Source organism: Lactococcus sp. SK2-659 (assembly GCF_020218185.2).
In the GTDB taxonomy this organism is placed as follows: domain Bacteria; phylum Bacillota; class Bacilli; order Lactobacillales; family Streptococcaceae; genus Lactococcus; species Lactococcus lactis.
On the sequence record NZ_JAIWQZ020000002.1, the window covers coordinates 435,072 to 453,885 of the forward strand.

The window sequence follows — 18,814 nt, forward strand, 5'->3', positions numbered from 1 at the left end:
ATAAGTGATTGAGAATTCTATCACCTTTCCTTTTCATTTTCAGTCTTTTATAGTAAAATTAATAAATTGAATAAAATATTTACAAGTGAAGAATTGGTGAAATATGTATTATCCTGAACCTATTGCTCGCCTGATTGAGTCGTTTTCAAAATTACCAGGGATTGGTCAAAAAACAGCGACTCGATTGGCTTTTTATACGATTGGCATGGAAGATCAAGATGTCAATGAATTTGCAAAAAATCTTCTGTCAGCAAAACGGGATTTGAGTTTTTGCTCGATTTGCGGGAATTTAACAGAAAGTGATCCTTGCGCCATTTGTACCGATCCAACGCGTGATCGAACAACTATATTGGTCGTTGAAGAATCTAAAGATGTTCTTGCTATGGAAAAAATTCGGGAATATCGAGGACTTTATCATGTTTTGCATGGCACGATTAGTCCAATGAATGGGATTTCTCCTGATGAAATTAATGTTAAAACATTGATTACAAGATTAATGGATTCAGAGGTTAAAGAAGTGATCATCGCAACTAATGCCACTTCTGACGGAGAAGCAACCGCCATGTATCTGGCTCGAATGATTAAGCCTGCAGGAATTAAAGTGACTCGCTTGGCTCGTGGATTAGCTGTAGGGTCTGATATAGAATACGCAGATGAAATTACTTTATCAAAAGCGGTAGAGAATCGGTTGGAAATTTGATTTTTTCTGTGGTAAAATAAAAAAGACAATTACTGACAGAATTGTATTGTAAAAATATCGCATGCTGTCAGTAAAAAGAAGTGTCTGACAAAGCTGTCAGTAAAAAAGGAAGAAATATGTCAAAAGAAACATTAATTTTGTTGTATGGTGGTCGTTCTGCTGAGCGAGAAGTATCAGTTTTATCAGCAGAATCGGTGATGAGAGCTGTTAATTATTCTCGTTTTGTTGTAAAAACTTACTTTATCACTAAGGGTGGTGAATTCATAAAAACGCAAGAATTTACTGACAAACCTGCTGAAGAAGAAAAACTACTGACAAATGATTTGGCAGAATCTTATCCAAAGATTTCACCAGCAGCAATTTACGAAAAAGATGCCGTTGTATTCCCAGTTTTACATGGACCAATGGGTGAAGATGGCTCGATTCAAGGATTTTTAGAAATTTTACGTTTGGCATATGTTGGTCCAAATATTTTATCTGCGTCAAGCACAATGGATAAATTATTGGCAAAACACGTTTTTGAAGCGGTTGGTGTACCCCAAGTTCCTTATGTTGCGGCTTTTGCTGATGAAAATCAAGGAGAAATTGCTCAAGAAGTAGTCGAAAAATTAGAATTTCCAGTTTTTGTTAAACCTGCTAATATGGGTTCTAGTGTTGGAATTTCAAAAGTTGATGATTTAGCAGACCTTCAACCTGCGCTAAGCGAAGCCTATAAATATGATAACCGTGTTGTCATTGAACAAGGTGTGTATGCGCGTGAAATCGAATGTGCTGTTTTGGGAAATAATAGTGACGTTGCTGCAACGCTCCCAGGTGAAGTTGTGAAAGATGTTGAGTTTTATGATTACAACTCAAAATATATTGATAATAAAATTCAAATGGACATCCCAGCAAAAGTTCCTGCTGATTTAGCTCAAAAAATGCAAGAATATGCTATAAAAGCGTACAAGGCAGTCAATGGGACAGGCTTGTCACGTTGCGATTTCTTTGTGACTAAGGATGGAAATGTTTATCTCAACGAAATTAATGCCATTCCAGGATTCACACAATGGTCAATGTATCCATTGCTTTGGGAAAATATGGGCTTATCTTATTCTGATTTAATTGAAAAATTAGTTGATTTAGCTAAAGAAACTTTTGAAACACGTGAAAATCATCTTTTATAAAAAATACAAATCTGTCAGTAAATCGATTGCTGACAGATTTTTTTGTCAGTAAAAAGTGTTATAATGGAGTCACTATGAAACTCACAATTCACGAAATCGCCCAAGTCGTTGGCGCAAAAAATGATTGGTCGCAACTGGCAGATTTGTCAGTCAATAAAATTGAATTTGACAGCCGTTTGATTGAAAAAGGGGATATCTTTTTGCCACTTAAGGGGGCACGAGATGGTCATGATTTCATCGAAATCGCTTTTGATAATGGAGCAATAATCAGCTTTTCAGAAAAAGAAGTCGAACAAGCTCATCTCTTGGTTGACGATAATCTGCTTGCTTTCCAAAAATTAGCAAAATATTATCTTGAAAAGACAAAAGTTCCAGTCATTGCGGTGACAGGTTCAAATGGAAAAACAACAACCAAAGACATGATTGCTGCTGTTTTGTCTAAGAAATTTAAAACATACAAAACACAAGGAAATCACAATAATGAAATCGGCTTACCCTACACCATTTTACATATGCCGGACGATACTGAAAAATTAGTTTTGGAAATGGGAATGGATCACCCTGGTGATATTGATTTTTTATCAGAACTTGCTAAGCCTGAACTTGCTGTCATTACCTTAATTGGTGAAGCACATCTTGAACATATGGGAAGTCGCGAAAATATTGCTAAAGGGAAAATGGGGATTACGGCTGGTTTGCATGGTGAGCTTATTGCCCCTGCTGACCCAATTATTAATGCTTTTATCCCAGACAATCAAAAAATTATTCGCTTTGGTTTGCCCGGTGAAGATTTATTTATTACAAAATTAGTCGAACACAAAGAAAAATTAACTTTTGAAACTAATTTTTTAGATGAATCAATTACTATTCCAGTTCCTGGTAAATATAACGCGACGAATGCTATGTTAGCTGCTTATGTTGGCTTACATTATGGACTTTCAGAAGTCGAAATTAAAAAAGCTTTGAAAGAAGTAGAGCTGACCAGAAATCGGACAGAGTGGAAAAAAGCCAAAAATGGTGCAGACCTTTTGAGTGATGTTTATAATGCCAATCCGACAGCAATGCGTTTGATTTTGGAAACTTTCCAAGCCATTCCTAAAAATGAGAATGGTCGAAAGATTGCAGTTCTTGCTGATATGTTAGAACTTGGACCCAGTGCAGCCCAACTCCATAAAGATATATTGAAATCTATTGATTTCAATAAAATTGATAAAGTCTATCTTTATGGTGAAATGATGAAAAACTTGGCAGAAATTTCGACTGACAAAGCGGTCAGCTATTTTACAGATTTAGATTTACTGACAGAAAGTCTGTCAGCAGATTTGAAACCAACTGACCAAGTGTTATTCAAAGGTTCAAATAGCATGAAACTTTCAGAGGTTGTTGAAAAATTATAATGATAAAAATACTGACAGAAAGTTAGTATTTTTTTGTTTTCATTAAATTATCAGAAAAATACAACAATATTCTTGACAATGTATTTTTGAAAAAGTATAATAAGTCCACATTTAATTTTCAGAATAATATGAAAATTCAATAGTATCTTTACGATTTGGAGAAAGCAGATGAAACAAGGAAAAATTATTGGACTCACCAGCCTTATTGCCCTGTCAGGAATTATTTTAGTGGCCTGTGGCACAAAAACAAGTGAGCAAAAGAACATCAAATTTTCAATTCCCACAGATGTGGCATCACTTGATACCACAATTTTAACTGACCAGTATTCTTATGATGTAGCTGGAAATGTGGAAGAAGGATTGACACGCGTTGACTCTAAAGGAAATGCTGCCTTAGCACTTGCAAAATCAATTGACGTTTCAAAAGACGGCTTGACCTACACGGTTACTCTTAGAGATAATTTGAAATGGTCAAACGGTGACAAGTTGACTGCTAAAGATTTTGTTTATTCATGGAAAAGAGCAGTGGACCCTAAAACTGGTTCAGAATATGCCTATTTGATGGGGGCAGTTTCTGGGGCTAATGATATTATTTCCGGTAAATCATCACTCGATAGTCTAGGAATTAAAGCCGAGTCAGATACAGAATTTACAGTCACATTGGCACAACCAACACCATATTTTAAATTTCTCTTGTCAGAACCTGTTTATTATCCCCTTGACCAAAAAGTTGTTGATAAATATGGCAAACAATATGGAACATCCTCAGATAAAACCGTTTATAATGGACCATTCATGTTCAAATCAGATAAAGGTTGGACAGGAACCAATAAAACTTTTTCAATTTACGCCAATCCAAACTACTATGATAAATCAGCAGTCAAATCTAAACAAATTGATTTCCAAGTCATTTCAAATGCGAACACAGGAGCACAGCTTTATAAACAAGGAAAACTTGATTTTACGCTCCTTTCAACAACTGATTTGATTAATGCCAATAAAAAGACGAAAGGTTATACTGTCTTTAAACAAGCACGGACAGACTATATTGAATACAATCAATCTGGTAAAAATGCCTCAAGTCCAGATGCTCAAAAAGCACTAGCTAATCAAAATATTCGTGAAGCCTTAAATTTGGCAACTAACAGAGCAGGAGTCGTCAAAACAGCCCTACCAGGTTCGAGCCTTGCGACAAGCTTTACACCAGTGGGAATGAGCAAGACCTCAACAGGAGAAGATTTTGCAACTTATGCAAAACAAGATTATCGCTATGACCCGACAAAAGCAAAAGACCTCTGGGAAAAAGGATTAAAAGAGCTTGGTTTAACCAAACTCAGTCTTAGCCTTGAAGCTGCTGGTGATTTAGCACCGTCAGAAGCAACAGCCAACTTTTTACAAACAGCCTATCAACAAAATCTACCAGGCTTGACTGTCAATTTAAAACTTGTTGCATTCAAACAAAGATTGAATGACGCTCAAAATGGAAATTTTGATATGGTTCTCTCAGGTTGGGGTGGAGATTACGCTGAACCTTCAACTTTCTTGCAACTCTTTACGACAGGCCAATCATATAATGACGGTAAATTTTCTAGTAAAACTTATGATGAGGCCTTTAAAGCAGCAACAACAACGCCAGACGTTCTTGAACCAGCCAAAGTAGATGAACATTACAAAGCGGCAGAAGCAGCCCTCTATCAAGGGTCATACATCAATCCAGTTGATTTCCAAGCCAATCCAGCTTTAATGAATCCTAAAATTACAGGCCTAGAATTTCATTCAACCGGTTTAGCTTACGACCTAAAATCGGCTTATGTTAAATAAAAAATACAAAAAGATAAATTTTCTGAAAATTTATCTTTTTATTGAATATTCTTTCTGCAAAAATAAAACACGAACCAGTCAGAGCCCAATTAAATGAAAGGGATTTAAATAAAAGTGTAGTAAAAAATCTTTTTCAAAAGTTTGTGAAAACTTTCCGCTATTTAAAAATTAAATGTTAATTTTCAGAAAACATAACCATTATACTTTACAATTCAGGTTGAATTAAGTATAATACCAATATAATAAATTTTCTGACAATAATAAAAATTGCGAAGTCAGACACAATTCATGAAAGAGGGAAATTACATGAAGACTTGGAAAAAAGTTACCTTAGGTACAGTTGCACTTGGTTCGGCAGCTTTGCTTGCAGCATGCGGCAATAGCGGTTCTAGCTCATCGTCATCATCAAAAGACATTCAATGGAATTTGACATCACCTATTCAAACATTGGATTCATCACTTGCGACAGATACATATTCAAATATCATTATTGGTAATACCAATGCTGGTTTGACACGTGTGGACAAAGATGGTAAAGCACAGCCAGAATTGGCAAAATCAGTTGATGTATCAAAAGATGGCTTGACATATACTTTCCATCTTCGTGATGGCTTGAAATGGTCAAATGGTGATGCTTTGACAGCTAAAGACTTCGTTTATTCTTGGCAACGTGCGGTTGATCCAGCGACTGCTTCAGAATACGGATACCTCCTTGGCCCAGTTAAAAACGCCAACGAGATTAATGGTGGTAAAGCTGATAAATCAACACTTGGTGTTAAAGCAACTGATGACAAAACATTTGTTGTTACCCTTGCACAACCAACACCATACTTTGAATTCTTGACAGCTAACTCTGTTTACTTCCCACTCAACCAAAAAGTAGTTGAAAAATACGGGAAACAATACGGAACATCTTCAGAGAAAATGGTTTACTCTGGACCATATAAATTTGAAAAATCAAAAGGTTGGAACGGTTCAAACCAAACATTCTCAATCGTGAAGAATGACAATTATTGGGATAAGAGCGCAGTTAAAACTAAAGAAATCGACTTCCAAGTTGTTCAAGATGTTAAAACATCATTTAACCTTTACAAACAAGGTAAAATTGACCAAACTGGTATCGGTGACCCAGACCTTTACAAAGCAAATAAAACAGATAAGAATGTTGTCTCTCTAAATGAAGCAACTACCTCATACGTTCAATATAACCAATCAGGCAAAAATAAAGCCCTTGCGAATAAAGATATTCGTGAAGCTTTCAATCTTGCAACTGACCGTAAACAATATGTTGACACTGTAACACCGGCTTCTACACCAGCAACTGGTTTGACACCAGCAGGGATGGCTAAAACAAATACCGGTGAAGACTTCGCTAAATATGCTGAACAACCTTACAAATATGATGCCACAGCAGCTAAAGCCGCTTGGGAAAAAGGTTTGAAAGAAATTGGCGAAACTAAACTTACGTTGACTTTGACAACGGATGACACACAAGCTGCCAAAGACTCTGCAACATTCCTTAAACAAGCATGGGAAGAAAAACTACCAGGTTTGACTATAAATATCAAATCAGTACCATTTAAACAACGTTTAAATGACTCAACAACCGGTAACTTTGATATGGTCATCTCACTTTGGGGTGGTGACTACGCTGAACCATCAACATTCCTTGATTTGTTCACATCAACTTCACCAAATAACAATGGTAAAATCAATAATGTTACTTATGATAAAGCCATTAAAGCTGCTGAAGTGACAGATGCCCTTGATCCTGAAAAACATTATGCAGACTATAAAGCTGCTGAAGAAGCACTTTATACAGAATCAAATATTAATCCGCTTTACTTCCGTACTTCACCAGTTCTTCGTAACCCTAACCTTAAAGATGTACGTTTTGGTTCAACTGGTTTGACTTATGACTTCAAAACGGCTTACCTCAAATAATAATAGAGTTTTAGAGCAAGAAAGTTAGGATTGGCAGATTGCCAACCCTATCTTTTGCTTAGATTAGGAAATTTTTTATGGCTAAATATATTCTTAAACGTTTGGGGCTTTTGCTTCTGACTTTGTTCCTGATTGTGACATTGACTTTCTTTATGATGCAAGTCATGCCCGGAACACCTTTCTCAAATCCCAAACTAACACCAGATCAACTGGAAATTTTAAAACATGCCTATGGTTTAGATAAACCGCTTTGGCAACAATACTTTATCTATGTAGGACACATGTTCACAGGTAATTTTGGTACTTCGTTCATTTATACGAATCAACCTGTTATTACGATGATTGCCCAACGTTTGCCAGTATCAATGCAATTAGGAACTCAAGCACTTATTCTAGGTACTGTTCTTGGAGCCTTGATGGGGAAAGCTTCTGCACGTCGTAAAAATGGCGTCCTTGATGGCGTTTTTGGATTCCTCTCAGTTCTTGGTATTTCAGTTCCTTCATTCGTAATTGGTACCTTAATTCTTCTTTACTTAGGATTTAATTTGAACCTTTTCCCAATTTCTGGTTGGGGAACCTTCTCACAAACAATTATGCCAACAATCGCTCTTTCTTTTGCTCCAATGGCTGTGGTAACTCGTTTTGTTCGTTCTGAAATGATTGAGTCTTTATCTTCAGACTACATCTTGTTAGCTCGAGCTAAAGGTTTATCTGAAAAAGAAGTGGTCAACAAGCATGCGTTGCGTAATTCGTTAATTCCAATGTTGACTTTGATTGGTCCAATGGCCGCAGGATTGTTGACAGGATCAGTCTTAATTGAAAAAATCTTTTCAATTCCTGGAATTGGGGCTCAATTTGTTGATTCAATTCCAGCCAAAGACTTCCCAGTTATTATGGCAACAACAATTGTCTATGCGGTAATTTTGATGGTATTTATCTTAGTTACAGATATTCTGACTGCAATTGTTGATCCACGAGTTCGTCTCTAGAAAGGGTTTGTCGAAATGGAAAATTTAAATAAAGACTTCACCCTTGTTGGTTCAAAGGGTTCAGATTCAACAGAAAAAATTGCGAAACCTGCCTTGAGTTTTTTCCAAGATGCTTGGCGTCGTTTTAAGAAAAATAAAGTAGCTTTGGTTGCCATGTGGATTATTGCGATTACATTGGTTTTCTCAGTTATCTCCGCATTTGTTGTACCACAATCAAAAGCAAACTACTTTAATCCAAATAAATCACAAGTTTATGGAAATCTTCCGCCAAAACTCTCAGGTGATTTACCATTTTGGAATGGTGAATTTAAAGCACCAGGTTCTACTGAAAGAACAGATGTATACAAATCACAAGGTGTTCCAGAAAAAGATAAATATGTCTTCGGAACTGATAAATATGGACGTTCATTAGCTAAACGAACAATTGTTGGTTTGCGTATTTCATTGATTATTGCCCTTGCTGCCGCCTTGATTGACTTAGTAATCGGGGTGACCTATGGGATTATTTCCGGCTGGATGGGCGGAAAAGTCGATATGGTCATGCAACGGATTATTGAAATCATCCAATCTGTACCTAACTTAGTTGTAGTAACAATGCTTGCTCTACTTTTGGGACAAGGAATTTCATCAATTATTATTGCGATTGGTCTATTTGCATGGACCGGGATGGCCAGGCAGGTACGGAACATGGTTCTCTCCTATAAGGAGCGTGACTTCGTCTTGGCCTCAAAAACTTTAGGACAATCTACTTGGAAAATTGCAGTAAAACATTTGTTGCCAAACGTTTCAGGGGTTATTGTTGTCCAAATCATGTTTGATATTCCAAGTATGATTATGTATGAGGCTGTTTTATCAGCGATTAACCTTGGGGTCAAACCGCCAACGTCTTCTTTGGGGACTTTGATTAATGATGGGATTGCAAGCTTGCAATTCTATCCATTCCAATTGATTATTCCAGCAGTAGTATTGTCTGTGCTTTCACTCACATTTATCTTCTTTGGAGATGGTTTGCGTGATGCATTTGACCCTAGAGCAAGTGAGGATTAGAAATGGCAGAAGAAAAAGTATTAGAAGTTAAAAATTTGCATGTCAATTTCCACACCTATGCTGGAGATGTTAAAGCGATTCGTGATGTTTCTTTTGATTTAGAAAAAGGGCAGACCCTAGCGATTGTTGGTGAGTCTGGCTCTGGTAAATCAGTAACAACAAAAACTTTGATGGGCTTGAATGCGAAAAATGCGGTAATACCACAAGGTGAATTATTATTTAAAGGGCGTAACCTTCTTGATTTAAAAGAGGAAGAGTGGCAAAAAATTCGTGGAAATGAAATTTCAATGATTTTCCAAGACCCAATGACTTCTCTTGACCCAACAATGCGTATTGGAAAACAAATTGCTGAACCTTTGTTGAAACACAACAAAGGAATGAGCAAAGCCGATGCCATGAAACGGGCCCTCGAATTGATGCAACAAGTCGGAATTCCTGATGCCGAAGTGCATATTAATGATTATCCACACCAATGGTCAGGTGGGATGCGTCAACGTGCAGTTATTGCGATTGCCTTGGCTGCTGACCCTGAAATCTTGATTGCAGATGAACCAACAACTGCGCTTGACGTTACAATTCAAGCACAAATTATGCATATGATGGCTGAATTGCAAGAAAGAATTAATTCATCAATTGTCTTCATTACCCATGACTTGGGAGTTGTTGCTGGTTTTGCACATAAAGTGGCGGTAATGTATGCGGGTGAAATTGTTGAATACGGAACAGTTGAAGAAATTTTCTATAACCCACAACATCCATATACTTGGGGACTCTTAGATTCAATGCCAACGGTTGATTCAAGTGTGGACCGGTTGGTTTCAATTCCAGGAACTCCACCTGATTTATTGAATCCACCAAAAGGGGATGCCTTTGCAGCACGTAATAAATTTGCCTTGGCAATTGATTTTGAAGAAGAACCTCCATACTTTGAAGTATCTCCAACACATTTTGCCAAAACTTGGCTTTTAGACCCACGAGCACCAAAAGTAACGCCTTCCGATAATATCTTGGCACGCTGGAAACGCTGGGAAGAATTGAAAGGGGATAAATGATGACAGAACCTAAAAAAGTAATTGAAATGAAAAACCTTGATTTGACTTTTAATAAAGGAAAAAAAGGGGCTAATAAGGCAATTAATAATGTTTCTTTAGATATTTATGAGGGAGAAACATTTGGTCTCGTTGGAGAATCTGGTTCTGGTAAAACGACGATTGGTCGAGCAATTCTTAAACTTTATGATAATTTCATTACTGGTGGAGAAATTCTCTTTGAAGGTAAAGATGTTCGTAATTTAAAAGGTTCAGAGTTGCGTGAGTATCGTTCAGAAGCACAAATGATTTTCCAAGATCCACAAGCTTCATTGAATGGACGGATGCGCGTTAAAGATATCGTTGCTGAAGGACTTGATGCCAATGGTTTAGTAAAAACAAAGGCTGAACGTGATGCTCGTGTATTGGAACTCTTACGTTTGGTTGGATTGAATGATGACCATTTGACACGTTATCCGCATGAATTTTCTGGTGGACAGCGTCAACGGATTGGGATTGCACGTGCACTTGCCGTAAAACCTAAATTTGTCGTAGCTGATGAACCTATCTCAGCACTTGATGTTTCAATTCAAGCTCAGGTTGTTAATTTGATGAGAGATATTCAAGCAAAAGAAAACTTGACTTATTTGTTTATCGCTCATGATTTGTCAATGGTTAAATATATTTCTGACCGAATTGGTGTCATGCACTGGGGGAAAATTTTGGAAGTTGGAACTTCTGATCAAGTTTACAATCATCCAATTCATCCTTATACTAAGAGTTTGCTAAGTTCAATTCCGTCACCAGACCCTATTTCTGAGCGGGAACGTACTCCAATTGTTTATGACCCAACGGCTGAATTGGATGGACAAGAACGTGAAATGCGGGAAATTACCCCAGGACATTTTGTCTTCTCAACAGAAGCAGAGGCAGAAATTTACAAGAAAAACGCTACTGTATAAATAAAAAATTTAATGATAAAACAATTAGTTTTGCTGATTGTTTTTTCTTTTGTTTAATTACTAATCAAATTAATTTTTTAACTCTTTAGTTTGTTGGTAAGATTTATAAAAATCAACTATAAAATCAGGGCAAATTTTGATATAATTAAAAGAACTATTTTTTGAGGTTTAACCAATGTAAAATAAATTAAAAATATAAATGAATAATTAAAGAAAAAGAGAGTATAAATGACTTTACAAGAAGAAATAAAAAAACGCCGAACTTTTGCCATCATCAGTCACCCGGATGCTGGTAAGACGACGATTACAGAACAATTATTGAAATTTGGGGGAGCCATTCGGGAAGCGGGGACTGTAAAAGCTCGTAAAACTGGTAATTTTGCTAAGTCAGACTGGATGGATATTGAAAAAGAACGTGGAATTTCTGTAACAAGTTCTGTCATGCAATTTGATTATGCAGGCAAACGTGTTAATATCTTGGACACGCCTGGGCACGAAGATTTCTCAGAAGATACTTACCGAACATTGATGGCAGTTGATGCTGCGGTCATGGTTATCGACAGTGCTAAAGGGATTGAAGCACAAACGAAAAAACTTTTCCAAGTTGTAAAACGCAGAGGGATTCCGGTTTTCACTTTCATTAATAAACTTGACCGTGATGGACGTGAACCGCTTGATTTACTTTCTGAATTGGAAGAAATTCTTGGAATTGCTAGTGTACCAATGAATTGGCCAATCGGAATGGGGAAAAATTTCCAAGGTCTTTATGATTTTACGCATGGTCGTGTGGAAGTTTATCAACCTGAGGATGGCAAACGTTTTGTTGAATTTGATGAAAATGGGGAAGTGCCAGCTAGTCATCCTTTGACAAAAAATCCATTCTTTACTCAAGCTTTAGAAGATGCTGAATTACTTTTGGATGCTGGAAATCAATTTTCTGAGGAAGAAGTTGTTGCAGGGCAATTGACACCAGTTTTCTTTGGTTCGGCTTTAACTAGTTTTGGGGTAGAAACTTTCCTTGAAACATTTTTAGAATATGCACCAGAGCCTCATTCACACAAAACGGTGGACGAAGAAGAAATTGAACCTTTAAATCCTGATTTTTCTGGTTTCATTTTCAAAATCCAAGCAAATATGGACCCACGTCACCGTGACCGAATTGCTTTTGTTCGGATTGTATCTGGTGAATTTGAACGAGGAATGGATGTTAATCTTGTTCGGACGGGTAAGAAAGTGAAACTCTCAAATGTCACACAATTTATGGCTGAATCGCGAGAAAATGTTGAGAATGCTGTAGCTGGTGATATTATTGGGGTTTATGATACTGGTACTTATCAGGTTGGGGATACATTAACCACAGGTAAATTGAAAAAATCTTTTGAACCATTGCCAACATTTACCCCTGAGCTCTTTATGCGTGTCCAAGCGAAAAATGTGATGAAACAAAAATCTTTCCAAAAAGGAATTGACCAATTGGTACAAGAAGGAGCCATTCAGCTCTACAAATCTTATACAACTGGTGATATTATGCTTGGTGCGGTTGGGCAACTTCAATTTGAAGTCTTTAAAGACCGGATGGAGCGTGAATATAATTCTGAAACAATCATGACACCCATGGGGACAAAAACGGTTCGTTGGATTAAAGAAGAAGATTTAGATGAAAAAATGTCTAGTTCACGTAATATTTTGGCACGAGATCGTTTTGACCATCCTTTATTCTTATTTGAAAATGAATTTGCCATGCGTTGGTTTAAAGATAAATATCCAGATGTTGAATTAATGGAACAATTTTCAGTATAAAATTACTGACAGATATTCTATATAGTATAAAAGCTTATATTCTTTAAAAAATATCATAAAAATTTACTGACAGCTTTGTCAGTATATTTTTTTATGAAAATATTTTAAAAAAAGTAAAGGGCGTAAGCATTTTCAGTCAAAAAATTATGCTATAATAGATAAGTTACGTCAGGCGAGTCACATAAATTTCGCCTGTAGCAAGGGTTTCGTACCCTGTAATAAAAAGTTTGGCGTGGGAACACGCAGTAGAAATATAGGTAAAAAATGAAATTTAGTGAACTCGGCCTGTCAGAAGGAATCGTAAATACACTTACAGAGATTGGTTATGAACAACCAACACCAATCCAAGAACAAACAATTAAACTTGCACTTGAAGGGCGTGACGTTCTAGGTCAAGCGCAAACAGGAACTGGTAAAACAGCAGCATTTGGTCTTCCAACAATTGAAAAAATTGATGCTTCTAATCCAGCTATTCAAGCACTCGTTATTGCTCCAACCCGCGAACTTGCGGTTCAAGGACAAGAAGAACTTTTCCGTTTTGGTAAATCAAAAGGACTTAAAGTCCGTACTGTTTTTGGTGGTTCAAGTATTGAAAAACAAATTAAAGGCCTTAAAGCTGGTGCACATATTGTTGTGGGAACACCAGGACGTTTGGTTGACTTGATTAAACGTAAAGCAATTAAATTGGATCAACTTGAAACTTTGATTCTTGATGAAGCTGATGAAATGTTGAACATGGGTTTCTTGGAAGACATTCATTTCATCATTGAAAAAACACCAGAAGCTCGTCAAACATTGCTTTTCTCAGCAACAATGCCTGCCGACATCAAAAAAATTGGTGTGAAATTCATGAAGAATCCTGAACACATCAAAATTGCAGCCAAAGAAATGACTGCTGACCGTATTGATCAATATTTTGTAAAAACAAAAGAATTTGAAAAATTTGATGTTTTGACTCGTTTGCTTGATGTTGAACGTCCAGAACTTGCAATTGTTTTCGGTCGTACAAAACGTCGTGTTGACGAATTGATTCGTGGTCTTAAATTGCGCGGTTACCGTGCTGAAGGAATGCACGGAGATTTGGACCAAAATAAACGTTTGGCTGTTTTGCGTGATTTCAAAGCAGGACATATTGACGTTTTGGTTGCAACTGACGTTGCTGCTCGTGGACTCGACGTGTCAGGAGTTACTCACGTTTATAACTACGACATTACTCAAGACCAAGAAAGCTATGTTCACCGTATCGGTCGTACCGGCCGTGCTGGTAAATCAGGACGTTCAGTAACATTTGTTTCATACAATGAAATGGGTTATCTTCGTGCCATTGAAAATATGACTAAAAAGCCAATGAAAGGCTTGAAACCACCTACAAAAGAAGAAGCTTACCAAGCGTCACTCTCAGTAGCTATGGATGATGTGCTTCGTGATTTGTCTGATGATTCAGCTAAAGCAAAATTGGCTAAATTTGACAAACAAGCAGCGAGCCTACTTGAAAAATTTGATGCTAAAGAATTGGTTGCTTTACTTCTTCAAGGTCGCGTAAAAGACCCTGATAATCAAGAAGAAGTTAAGATTACAGCTGAACGTCCATTGCCATTTAATGGTGAAGGAAAAGGCTTCAAGAAAAAAGGTAAAGGTGGCGGCGGACGCTATAAAGGTCGTGGAAATGGCGACCGTGATGGAAACCGTGGCGGCTACCGTGGCAATCGTGATGGTAAAGATGGCGAACGCGGTGGAGATCGTAAACGCAACTGGAAAGACCGTGATGATAACCGTGGCGGTTACCGTGGAAAACGTGATGACCGTCGTTTTGACGATCGTAAACAAGGAGAAAAAACTCCTCGTAAACGTACCACAGGAACTGAAAAATCAGCTGGCTTCGTAATGCGTAGCCGTGGTGACAAATAAAAATAATCAAGAAATTTCGGTAAATAGAGGAATCATCAGTTAGCTGATGATTTTTTCTTTTTTCTTTTGTCAGCTGTCAGTAAATTTATTGTTTGAAAGTTAAACAATAAATCTGTCAGTAGTTTTTGAATACAAGATTATTCTGTCAGTAAATTTGCACTGAACATAATTGGATTTAACAAGCTGACGGAGATGACAAATGATTTTTAAAAACTCTGTCGCTTTCCGTCAGTTTAAAGCGATTGCTTAATGAGCTTTAAATCGGTGAATAAAGAATTTGTCAGCTTTACTGATGATTCTGTCAGTAATTTTCACAATCATTTTTTAGAATTTTACTTAAAAAGGACTGATTTTATGCTATAATAGCGCTATGACAAATAACAAATTTAAATCAGGATTTGTGGCGATTTTAGGTCGTCCAAATGTTGGAAAATCAACATTTATGAACCACGTGATGGGACAAAAAATTGCCATCATGTCAGATAAACCTCAAACAACAAGAAATAAAATTCAAGGAATTTATACTACAGAAAATGAACAAATTGTTTTCATTGATACGCCAGGTATTCACAAACCACACAATGCTTTAGGCGATTTCATGGTTCAATCTGCTTATTCGACTTTACGTGAATGTGATGTCGTTTTGTTCATGGTTGCGGCTGATGAACCACGTTCAACCGGTGAAAATATGATTATTGAGCGCTTGAAAAAGGCAGAAGTTCCTGTCATTTTGGTCGTCAATAAAATTGATAAAATTCATCCTGACCGTCTTTTTGAAATTGTAGCCGATTATACTTCACAAATGGAGTTTTCTGAAGTGGTTCCAATCTCAGCTAAACAAGGGAATAATACAGAAAGATTAATTGATACGCTCTCTGAAAAATTGGATGAGGGTCCTCAATATTTCCCAGAAGATCAAATCACTGACCATCCTGAGCGTTTTCTTGTTTCAGAAATGATTCGTGAAAAAATCTTATTATTAACTCGGGAAGAAGTTCCGCATTCAATCGCGGTCACTACTGACCAAATGACTCGAGATGAAGAAACTGGTAAGATTCACATCATGGCAACAATTATTGTTGAACGCAAGAGTCAAAAAGGGATTATTCTTGGTAAAGGCGGCGATATGATTCGTAAAATCGGGAAAATGGCTCGTCGAGATATTGAAATTATGCTTGGGGATAAAGTTTATCTTGAAACTTGGGTCAAAATCAAAAATGACTGGCGCGACCGAAAAATGGATTTAGCTGACTTTGGCTACAATCGTGATGATTATATGTAATGAAAATAGCGAATTATCGCTATTTTTTGTTTTATTATGAAATTTCCAGACAATTGTGATATAATATTGAAAATTATAATTATTATTGGGGGAAATTATGTGCGGTTTTTTATTTATGGAAACATCTGATTTAACGATAGAAGAGTTTAAAAGTAATTTGGAATTGATTGAGCATCGAGGACCAGATGACCAACAGCATGTTCGTGATACTTTGGGAAATGATTTTGGTTTTTGCCGACTTTCAATCATGGATTTATCAGACTTGGGACGTCAACCGTTTGGTTTAAATGGCAAAAGAGTTATGTGTAATGGTGAAATCTATAACTTTTTAAGTCTTCGTAAGTTCTTGGAAACAAAAGGTTATAAATTTACTGGTGATTCTGACTGTGAGGTTCTTTTACCACTTTTTGAAACTACTGGAATCGAAACAATGGTAAAAATGCTTGATGCTGAATTTGCTTTTGTCCTGGTTGATGAAAACACTGCTGAGATTTTTGCCGCTCGTGACCCCTTTGGAATTCGTCCACTTTTTTATGGTTATAATAAAGTAACTGGCAAAATTTGTTTTTCTTCTGAAGCCAAAGCACTAATTTCAACATGTAATGATGTGACACCATTTCCTCCAGGTTACTACTATGCCAATGGTGAATTTCATGTTTTTAATGACATTGCTGAGGTTTCAAGAATTGTTGAAGAACCTTTGGCTGAAATTTCAGGACATATTCGTCGCAAATTGGAACGTGCAGTCAAAAAACGTCTTCATGCAGATGCTCCAATGGGCTATCTTTTGTCAGGGGGGTTAGATTCATCATTGGTTTGTGCGATTGCAGCTAAGGAATTAGAAAGTCCAATCAAAACCTTTGCTATTGGAATGGAAACCGATCCGATTGATTTGAAATATGCTCGTGAAGTGGCAGATTTCTTACGAACTGACCATACCGAAATTCTGATGACAAAAGAAGATGTACTTTCAGCAGTCCGTGAAGTGATTTGGCACTTAGAAACATGGGATATCACAACTATTCGGGCTTCTATTGGCATGTATTTAATCTGTAAATATATTCATGAGAATACAGAACTGAAAGTTTTGATGACTGGTGAAGTTTCTGATGAAATGTTTGGTTATAAATATACTGACTTTGCTCCATCAGCGGGTGCCTTTCAAAAAGAAGCTCAAAAACGAGTGCATGAACTTTATATGTATGACGTCCTGCGGGCTGACCGCTGTTTAGCGGCTCATTCTCTTGAAGCGCGTGTTCCTTTTGCAGATTTGGATTTTGCGGCCTATGTCATGTCTATTAATCCCAGCAGAAAATTGAATACTTATGGTAAAGGAAAATATCTCTTACGCCATGCTTTTGAAGGGACTGAACTATTGCCAGATGAGATTTTATTCAGAGAAAAAGCTGCTTTTTCTGACGCTGTTGGTCACTCAATGGTTGACTATTTAAAAGAATTTGCTGACGAAAAATATTCTGATGAAGACTTAGCAAAGGCCAGTGAAAAGTATCCAAAACATACACCATTTACCAAAGAATCATTGATGTATCGTGAGATTTTTGAAGAATTTTATCCAGGATATGAAGATTGGATTCTTGATTTTTGGATGCCAAATCGCGATTGGGTTGGGGCAGAAGTTACTGACCCATCAGCTCGCGTCTTATCAAATTATGGTGATTCTGGAAAATAAATTTTGAAATCTTTATCATAAAAAAATGAATGAGAAATGTTAAAATAGTCACTGATGAAACTTATCTAATGATAAATTGTCAGTGATTTTTTATATTTAAATTTAATTAAGAATACAAAAGAAAGTTGTCAGTAAAAAATGAATTAAAATTTACTGACAGACTTGTTAGTAATTTTTTGATGTGAGGGAAAAATGCCAGAGTTACCAGAAGTTGAAACAGTGAGAAGAGAGCTTGAAAAAAGAATTGTTGGACAAAAAATTGTATCTATAGAAGCCACTTATCCAAGAATGGTTTTAACTGGTTTTGAGCAATTGAAAAAAGAATTGACAGGAAAAACCATTCATGGCATTTCACGTCGCGGAAAATATTTAATTTTTGAAATTGGCGAGAAAGATCGTTTGATTTCTCATCTGCGGATGGAAGGAAAATATCGACTTGCAAGCCTCAATGCTCCAATGGAAAAACATGACCATTTAGCTCTTAAATTTACTGACGAACAATTAATTTATGCTGACGTAAGAAAATTTGGGACTTGGGAGTTGATTTCTACTGACCAAGTCCTTCTATATTTTTTGAAGAAAAAAATTGGTCCAGAGCCAACTTATGAAACTTTTGATGAACAGATTTTCCGAGAAAAATTGCAGAAATCGACAAAGAAAATTAAACCTTTTCTACTTGAACAAACATTAGTGGCTGGACTTGGAAATATTTACGTTGATGAAGTGCTCTGGCTAGCAAAGATTCATCCAGAAAAAGTGGCAAATCAACTGACAGAAAGTTCTATTCATCTTTTACATGATTCTATCATTGAAATTTTGCAAAAAGCAATTAAATTAGGCGGCTCAAGCATTAGAACTTATAGTGCCTTAGGTTCAACAGGAAAAATGCAGGACGAATTACGAGTGTATGGAAAAACAGGGGAAAAATGTGTGCGTTGTGGCAATGAAATTCAAAAAATAAAAGTGGCTGGTCGGGGGACCCACTTTTGCCCATTCTGTCAGCAAAAATAATGACTTGATTTTTACTGACAGCTTTTAAAATTAATTTAAAAAACTCAGTGACAAAGTTAATAAAAAAAC

General features: G+C 36.6%; 14 protein-coding genes. All 14 read left to right on the plus strand.

Translation table 11 applies throughout. The features are described from left to right. Positions 1-103: 103 nt before the first annotated feature. The 14 genes from recR (at position 104) to mutM (ending at position 18,745) form a co-directional block, all read left to right on the plus strand. The gene (gene recR / locus LDP15_RS09315) at positions 104-700 is read left to right on the plus strand and encodes a recombination mediator RecR (RefSeq protein ID WP_003131648.1); all 597 of its coding nucleotides are present in this window, start codon (positions 104-106) and stop codon (positions 698-700) included. Positions 701-816: 116 nt separating this feature from the next. After that, positions 817-1,866 carry a D-alanine--D-alanine ligase gene (locus LDP15_RS09320; protein ID WP_042230059.1) on the plus strand — a complete coding sequence of 350 codons (1,050 nt, stop codon included), beginning with the start codon at positions 817-819 and terminating at the stop codon, positions 1,864-1,866. A 74-nt stretch (positions 1,867-1,940) separates the two neighbouring features. Then, complete coding sequence (murF, locus tag LDP15_RS09325) at positions 1,941-3,263, plus strand: UDP-N-acetylmuramoyl-tripeptide--D-alanyl-D-alanine ligase (RefSeq protein WP_015425804.1); 1,323 nt, start codon at positions 1,941-1,943, stop codon at positions 3,261-3,263. A gap of 168 nt (positions 3,264-3,431) precedes the next feature. Then, the gene (locus LDP15_RS09330) at positions 3,432-5,084 is read left to right on the plus strand and encodes a peptide ABC transporter substrate-binding protein (protein ID WP_225513389.1); all 1,653 of its coding nucleotides are present in this window, start codon (positions 3,432-3,434) and stop codon (positions 5,082-5,084) included. A gap of 306 nt (positions 5,085-5,390) precedes the next feature. Further along, positions 5,391-7,028 carry a peptide ABC transporter substrate-binding protein gene (locus LDP15_RS09335; protein ID WP_225513398.1) on the plus strand — a complete coding sequence of 546 codons (1,638 nt, stop codon included), beginning with the start codon at positions 5,391-5,393 and terminating at the stop codon, positions 7,026-7,028. A 77-nt stretch (positions 7,029-7,105) separates the two neighbouring features. Then, positions 7,106-8,017: an ABC transporter permease gene (locus LDP15_RS09340; protein WP_015425807.1), complete on the plus strand. Its 912-nt coding sequence runs from the start codon at positions 7,106-7,108 to the stop codon at positions 8,015-8,017. Positions 8,018-8,032: 15 nt separating this feature from the next. Then, positions 8,033-9,064 carry an ABC transporter permease gene (locus LDP15_RS09345; RefSeq protein WP_015425808.1) on the plus strand — a complete coding sequence of 344 codons (1,032 nt, stop codon included), beginning with the start codon at positions 8,033-8,035 and terminating at the stop codon, positions 9,062-9,064. 2 nt (positions 9,065-9,066) lie between these two features. Then, on the plus strand, positions 9,067-10,116 hold the full coding sequence (locus LDP15_RS09350; RefSeq protein WP_003131637.1) for an ABC transporter ATP-binding protein: 1,050 nt from the start codon (positions 9,067-9,069) through the stop codon (positions 10,114-10,116). After that, positions 10,113-11,054 carry an ABC transporter ATP-binding protein gene (locus tag LDP15_RS09355; protein ID WP_015425809.1) on the plus strand — a complete coding sequence of 314 codons (942 nt, stop codon included), beginning with the start codon at positions 10,113-10,115 and terminating at the stop codon, positions 11,052-11,054. Before LDP15_RS09350 ends, LDP15_RS09355 begins: the two co-directional genes overlap by 4 nt. 228 nt (positions 11,055-11,282) lie before the next feature. Continuing rightward, positions 11,283-12,854 (plus strand): peptide chain release factor 3, encoded by a 1,572-nt coding sequence (locus LDP15_RS09360; protein WP_015425810.1) that lies wholly within the window; start codon positions 11,283-11,285, stop codon positions 12,852-12,854. A gap of 264 nt (positions 12,855-13,118) precedes the next feature. Next, positions 13,119-14,762 (plus strand): DEAD/DEAH box helicase, encoded by a 1,644-nt coding sequence (locus LDP15_RS09365; RefSeq protein ID WP_015425811.1) that lies wholly within the window; start codon positions 13,119-13,121, stop codon positions 14,760-14,762. A gap of 370 nt (positions 14,763-15,132) precedes the next feature. Further along, entirely contained in the window at positions 15,133-16,044 is a 912-nt protein-coding gene (gene era / locus LDP15_RS09370) for a GTPase Era (RefSeq protein WP_003131632.1), read from the plus strand. Between the two features lie 97 nt (positions 16,045-16,141). Next, positions 16,142-17,734, plus strand: coding sequence for an asparagine synthase B (asnB, locus tag LDP15_RS09375; protein ID WP_015425812.1), 1,593 nt, complete (start codon positions 16,142-16,144; stop codon positions 17,732-17,734). Between the two features lie 192 nt (positions 17,735-17,926). Further along, positions 17,927-18,745 (plus strand): DNA-formamidopyrimidine glycosylase, encoded by an 819-nt coding sequence (gene mutM / locus LDP15_RS09380; RefSeq protein WP_015425813.1) that lies wholly within the window; start codon positions 17,927-17,929, stop codon positions 18,743-18,745. Positions 18,746-18,814 lie beyond the last annotated feature (69 nt).

Excerpts from the sequence above, each read along its gene's own strand:
- recR (WP_003131648.1), top strand. The coding sequence starts at position 104 with ATGTATTATCCTGAACCTATTGCTCGCCTGATTGAGTCGTTTTCAAAA.
- LDP15_RS09320 (WP_042230059.1), top strand. The coding sequence starts at position 817 with ATGTCAAAAGAAACATTAATTTTGTTGTATGGTGGTCGTTCTGCTGAG.
- murF (WP_015425804.1), top strand. The coding sequence starts at position 1,941 with ATGAAACTCACAATTCACGAAATCGCCCAAGTCGTTGGCGCAAAAAAT.
- LDP15_RS09330 (WP_225513389.1), top strand. The coding sequence starts at position 3,432 with ATGAAACAAGGAAAAATTATTGGACTCACCAGCCTTATTGCCCTGTCA.
- LDP15_RS09335 (WP_225513398.1), top strand. The coding sequence starts at position 5,391 with ATGAAGACTTGGAAAAAAGTTACCTTAGGTACAGTTGCACTTGGTTCG.
- LDP15_RS09340 (WP_015425807.1), top strand. The coding sequence starts at position 7,106 with ATGGCTAAATATATTCTTAAACGTTTGGGGCTTTTGCTTCTGACTTTG.
- LDP15_RS09345 (WP_015425808.1), top strand. The coding sequence starts at position 8,033 with ATGGAAAATTTAAATAAAGACTTCACCCTTGTTGGTTCAAAGGGTTCA.
- LDP15_RS09350 (WP_003131637.1), top strand. The coding sequence starts at position 9,067 with ATGGCAGAAGAAAAAGTATTAGAAGTTAAAAATTTGCATGTCAATTTC.
- LDP15_RS09355 (WP_015425809.1), top strand. The coding sequence starts at position 10,113 with ATGATGACAGAACCTAAAAAAGTAATTGAAATGAAAAACCTTGATTTG.
- LDP15_RS09360 (WP_015425810.1), top strand. The coding sequence starts at position 11,283 with ATGACTTTACAAGAAGAAATAAAAAAACGCCGAACTTTTGCCATCATC.
- LDP15_RS09365 (WP_015425811.1), top strand. The coding sequence starts at position 13,119 with ATGAAATTTAGTGAACTCGGCCTGTCAGAAGGAATCGTAAATACACTT.
- era (WP_003131632.1), top strand. The coding sequence starts at position 15,133 with ATGACAAATAACAAATTTAAATCAGGATTTGTGGCGATTTTAGGTCGT.
- asnB (WP_015425812.1), top strand. The coding sequence starts at position 16,142 with ATGTGCGGTTTTTTATTTATGGAAACATCTGATTTAACGATAGAAGAG.
- mutM (WP_015425813.1), top strand. The coding sequence starts at position 17,927 with ATGCCAGAGTTACCAGAAGTTGAAACAGTGAGAAGAGAGCTTGAAAAA.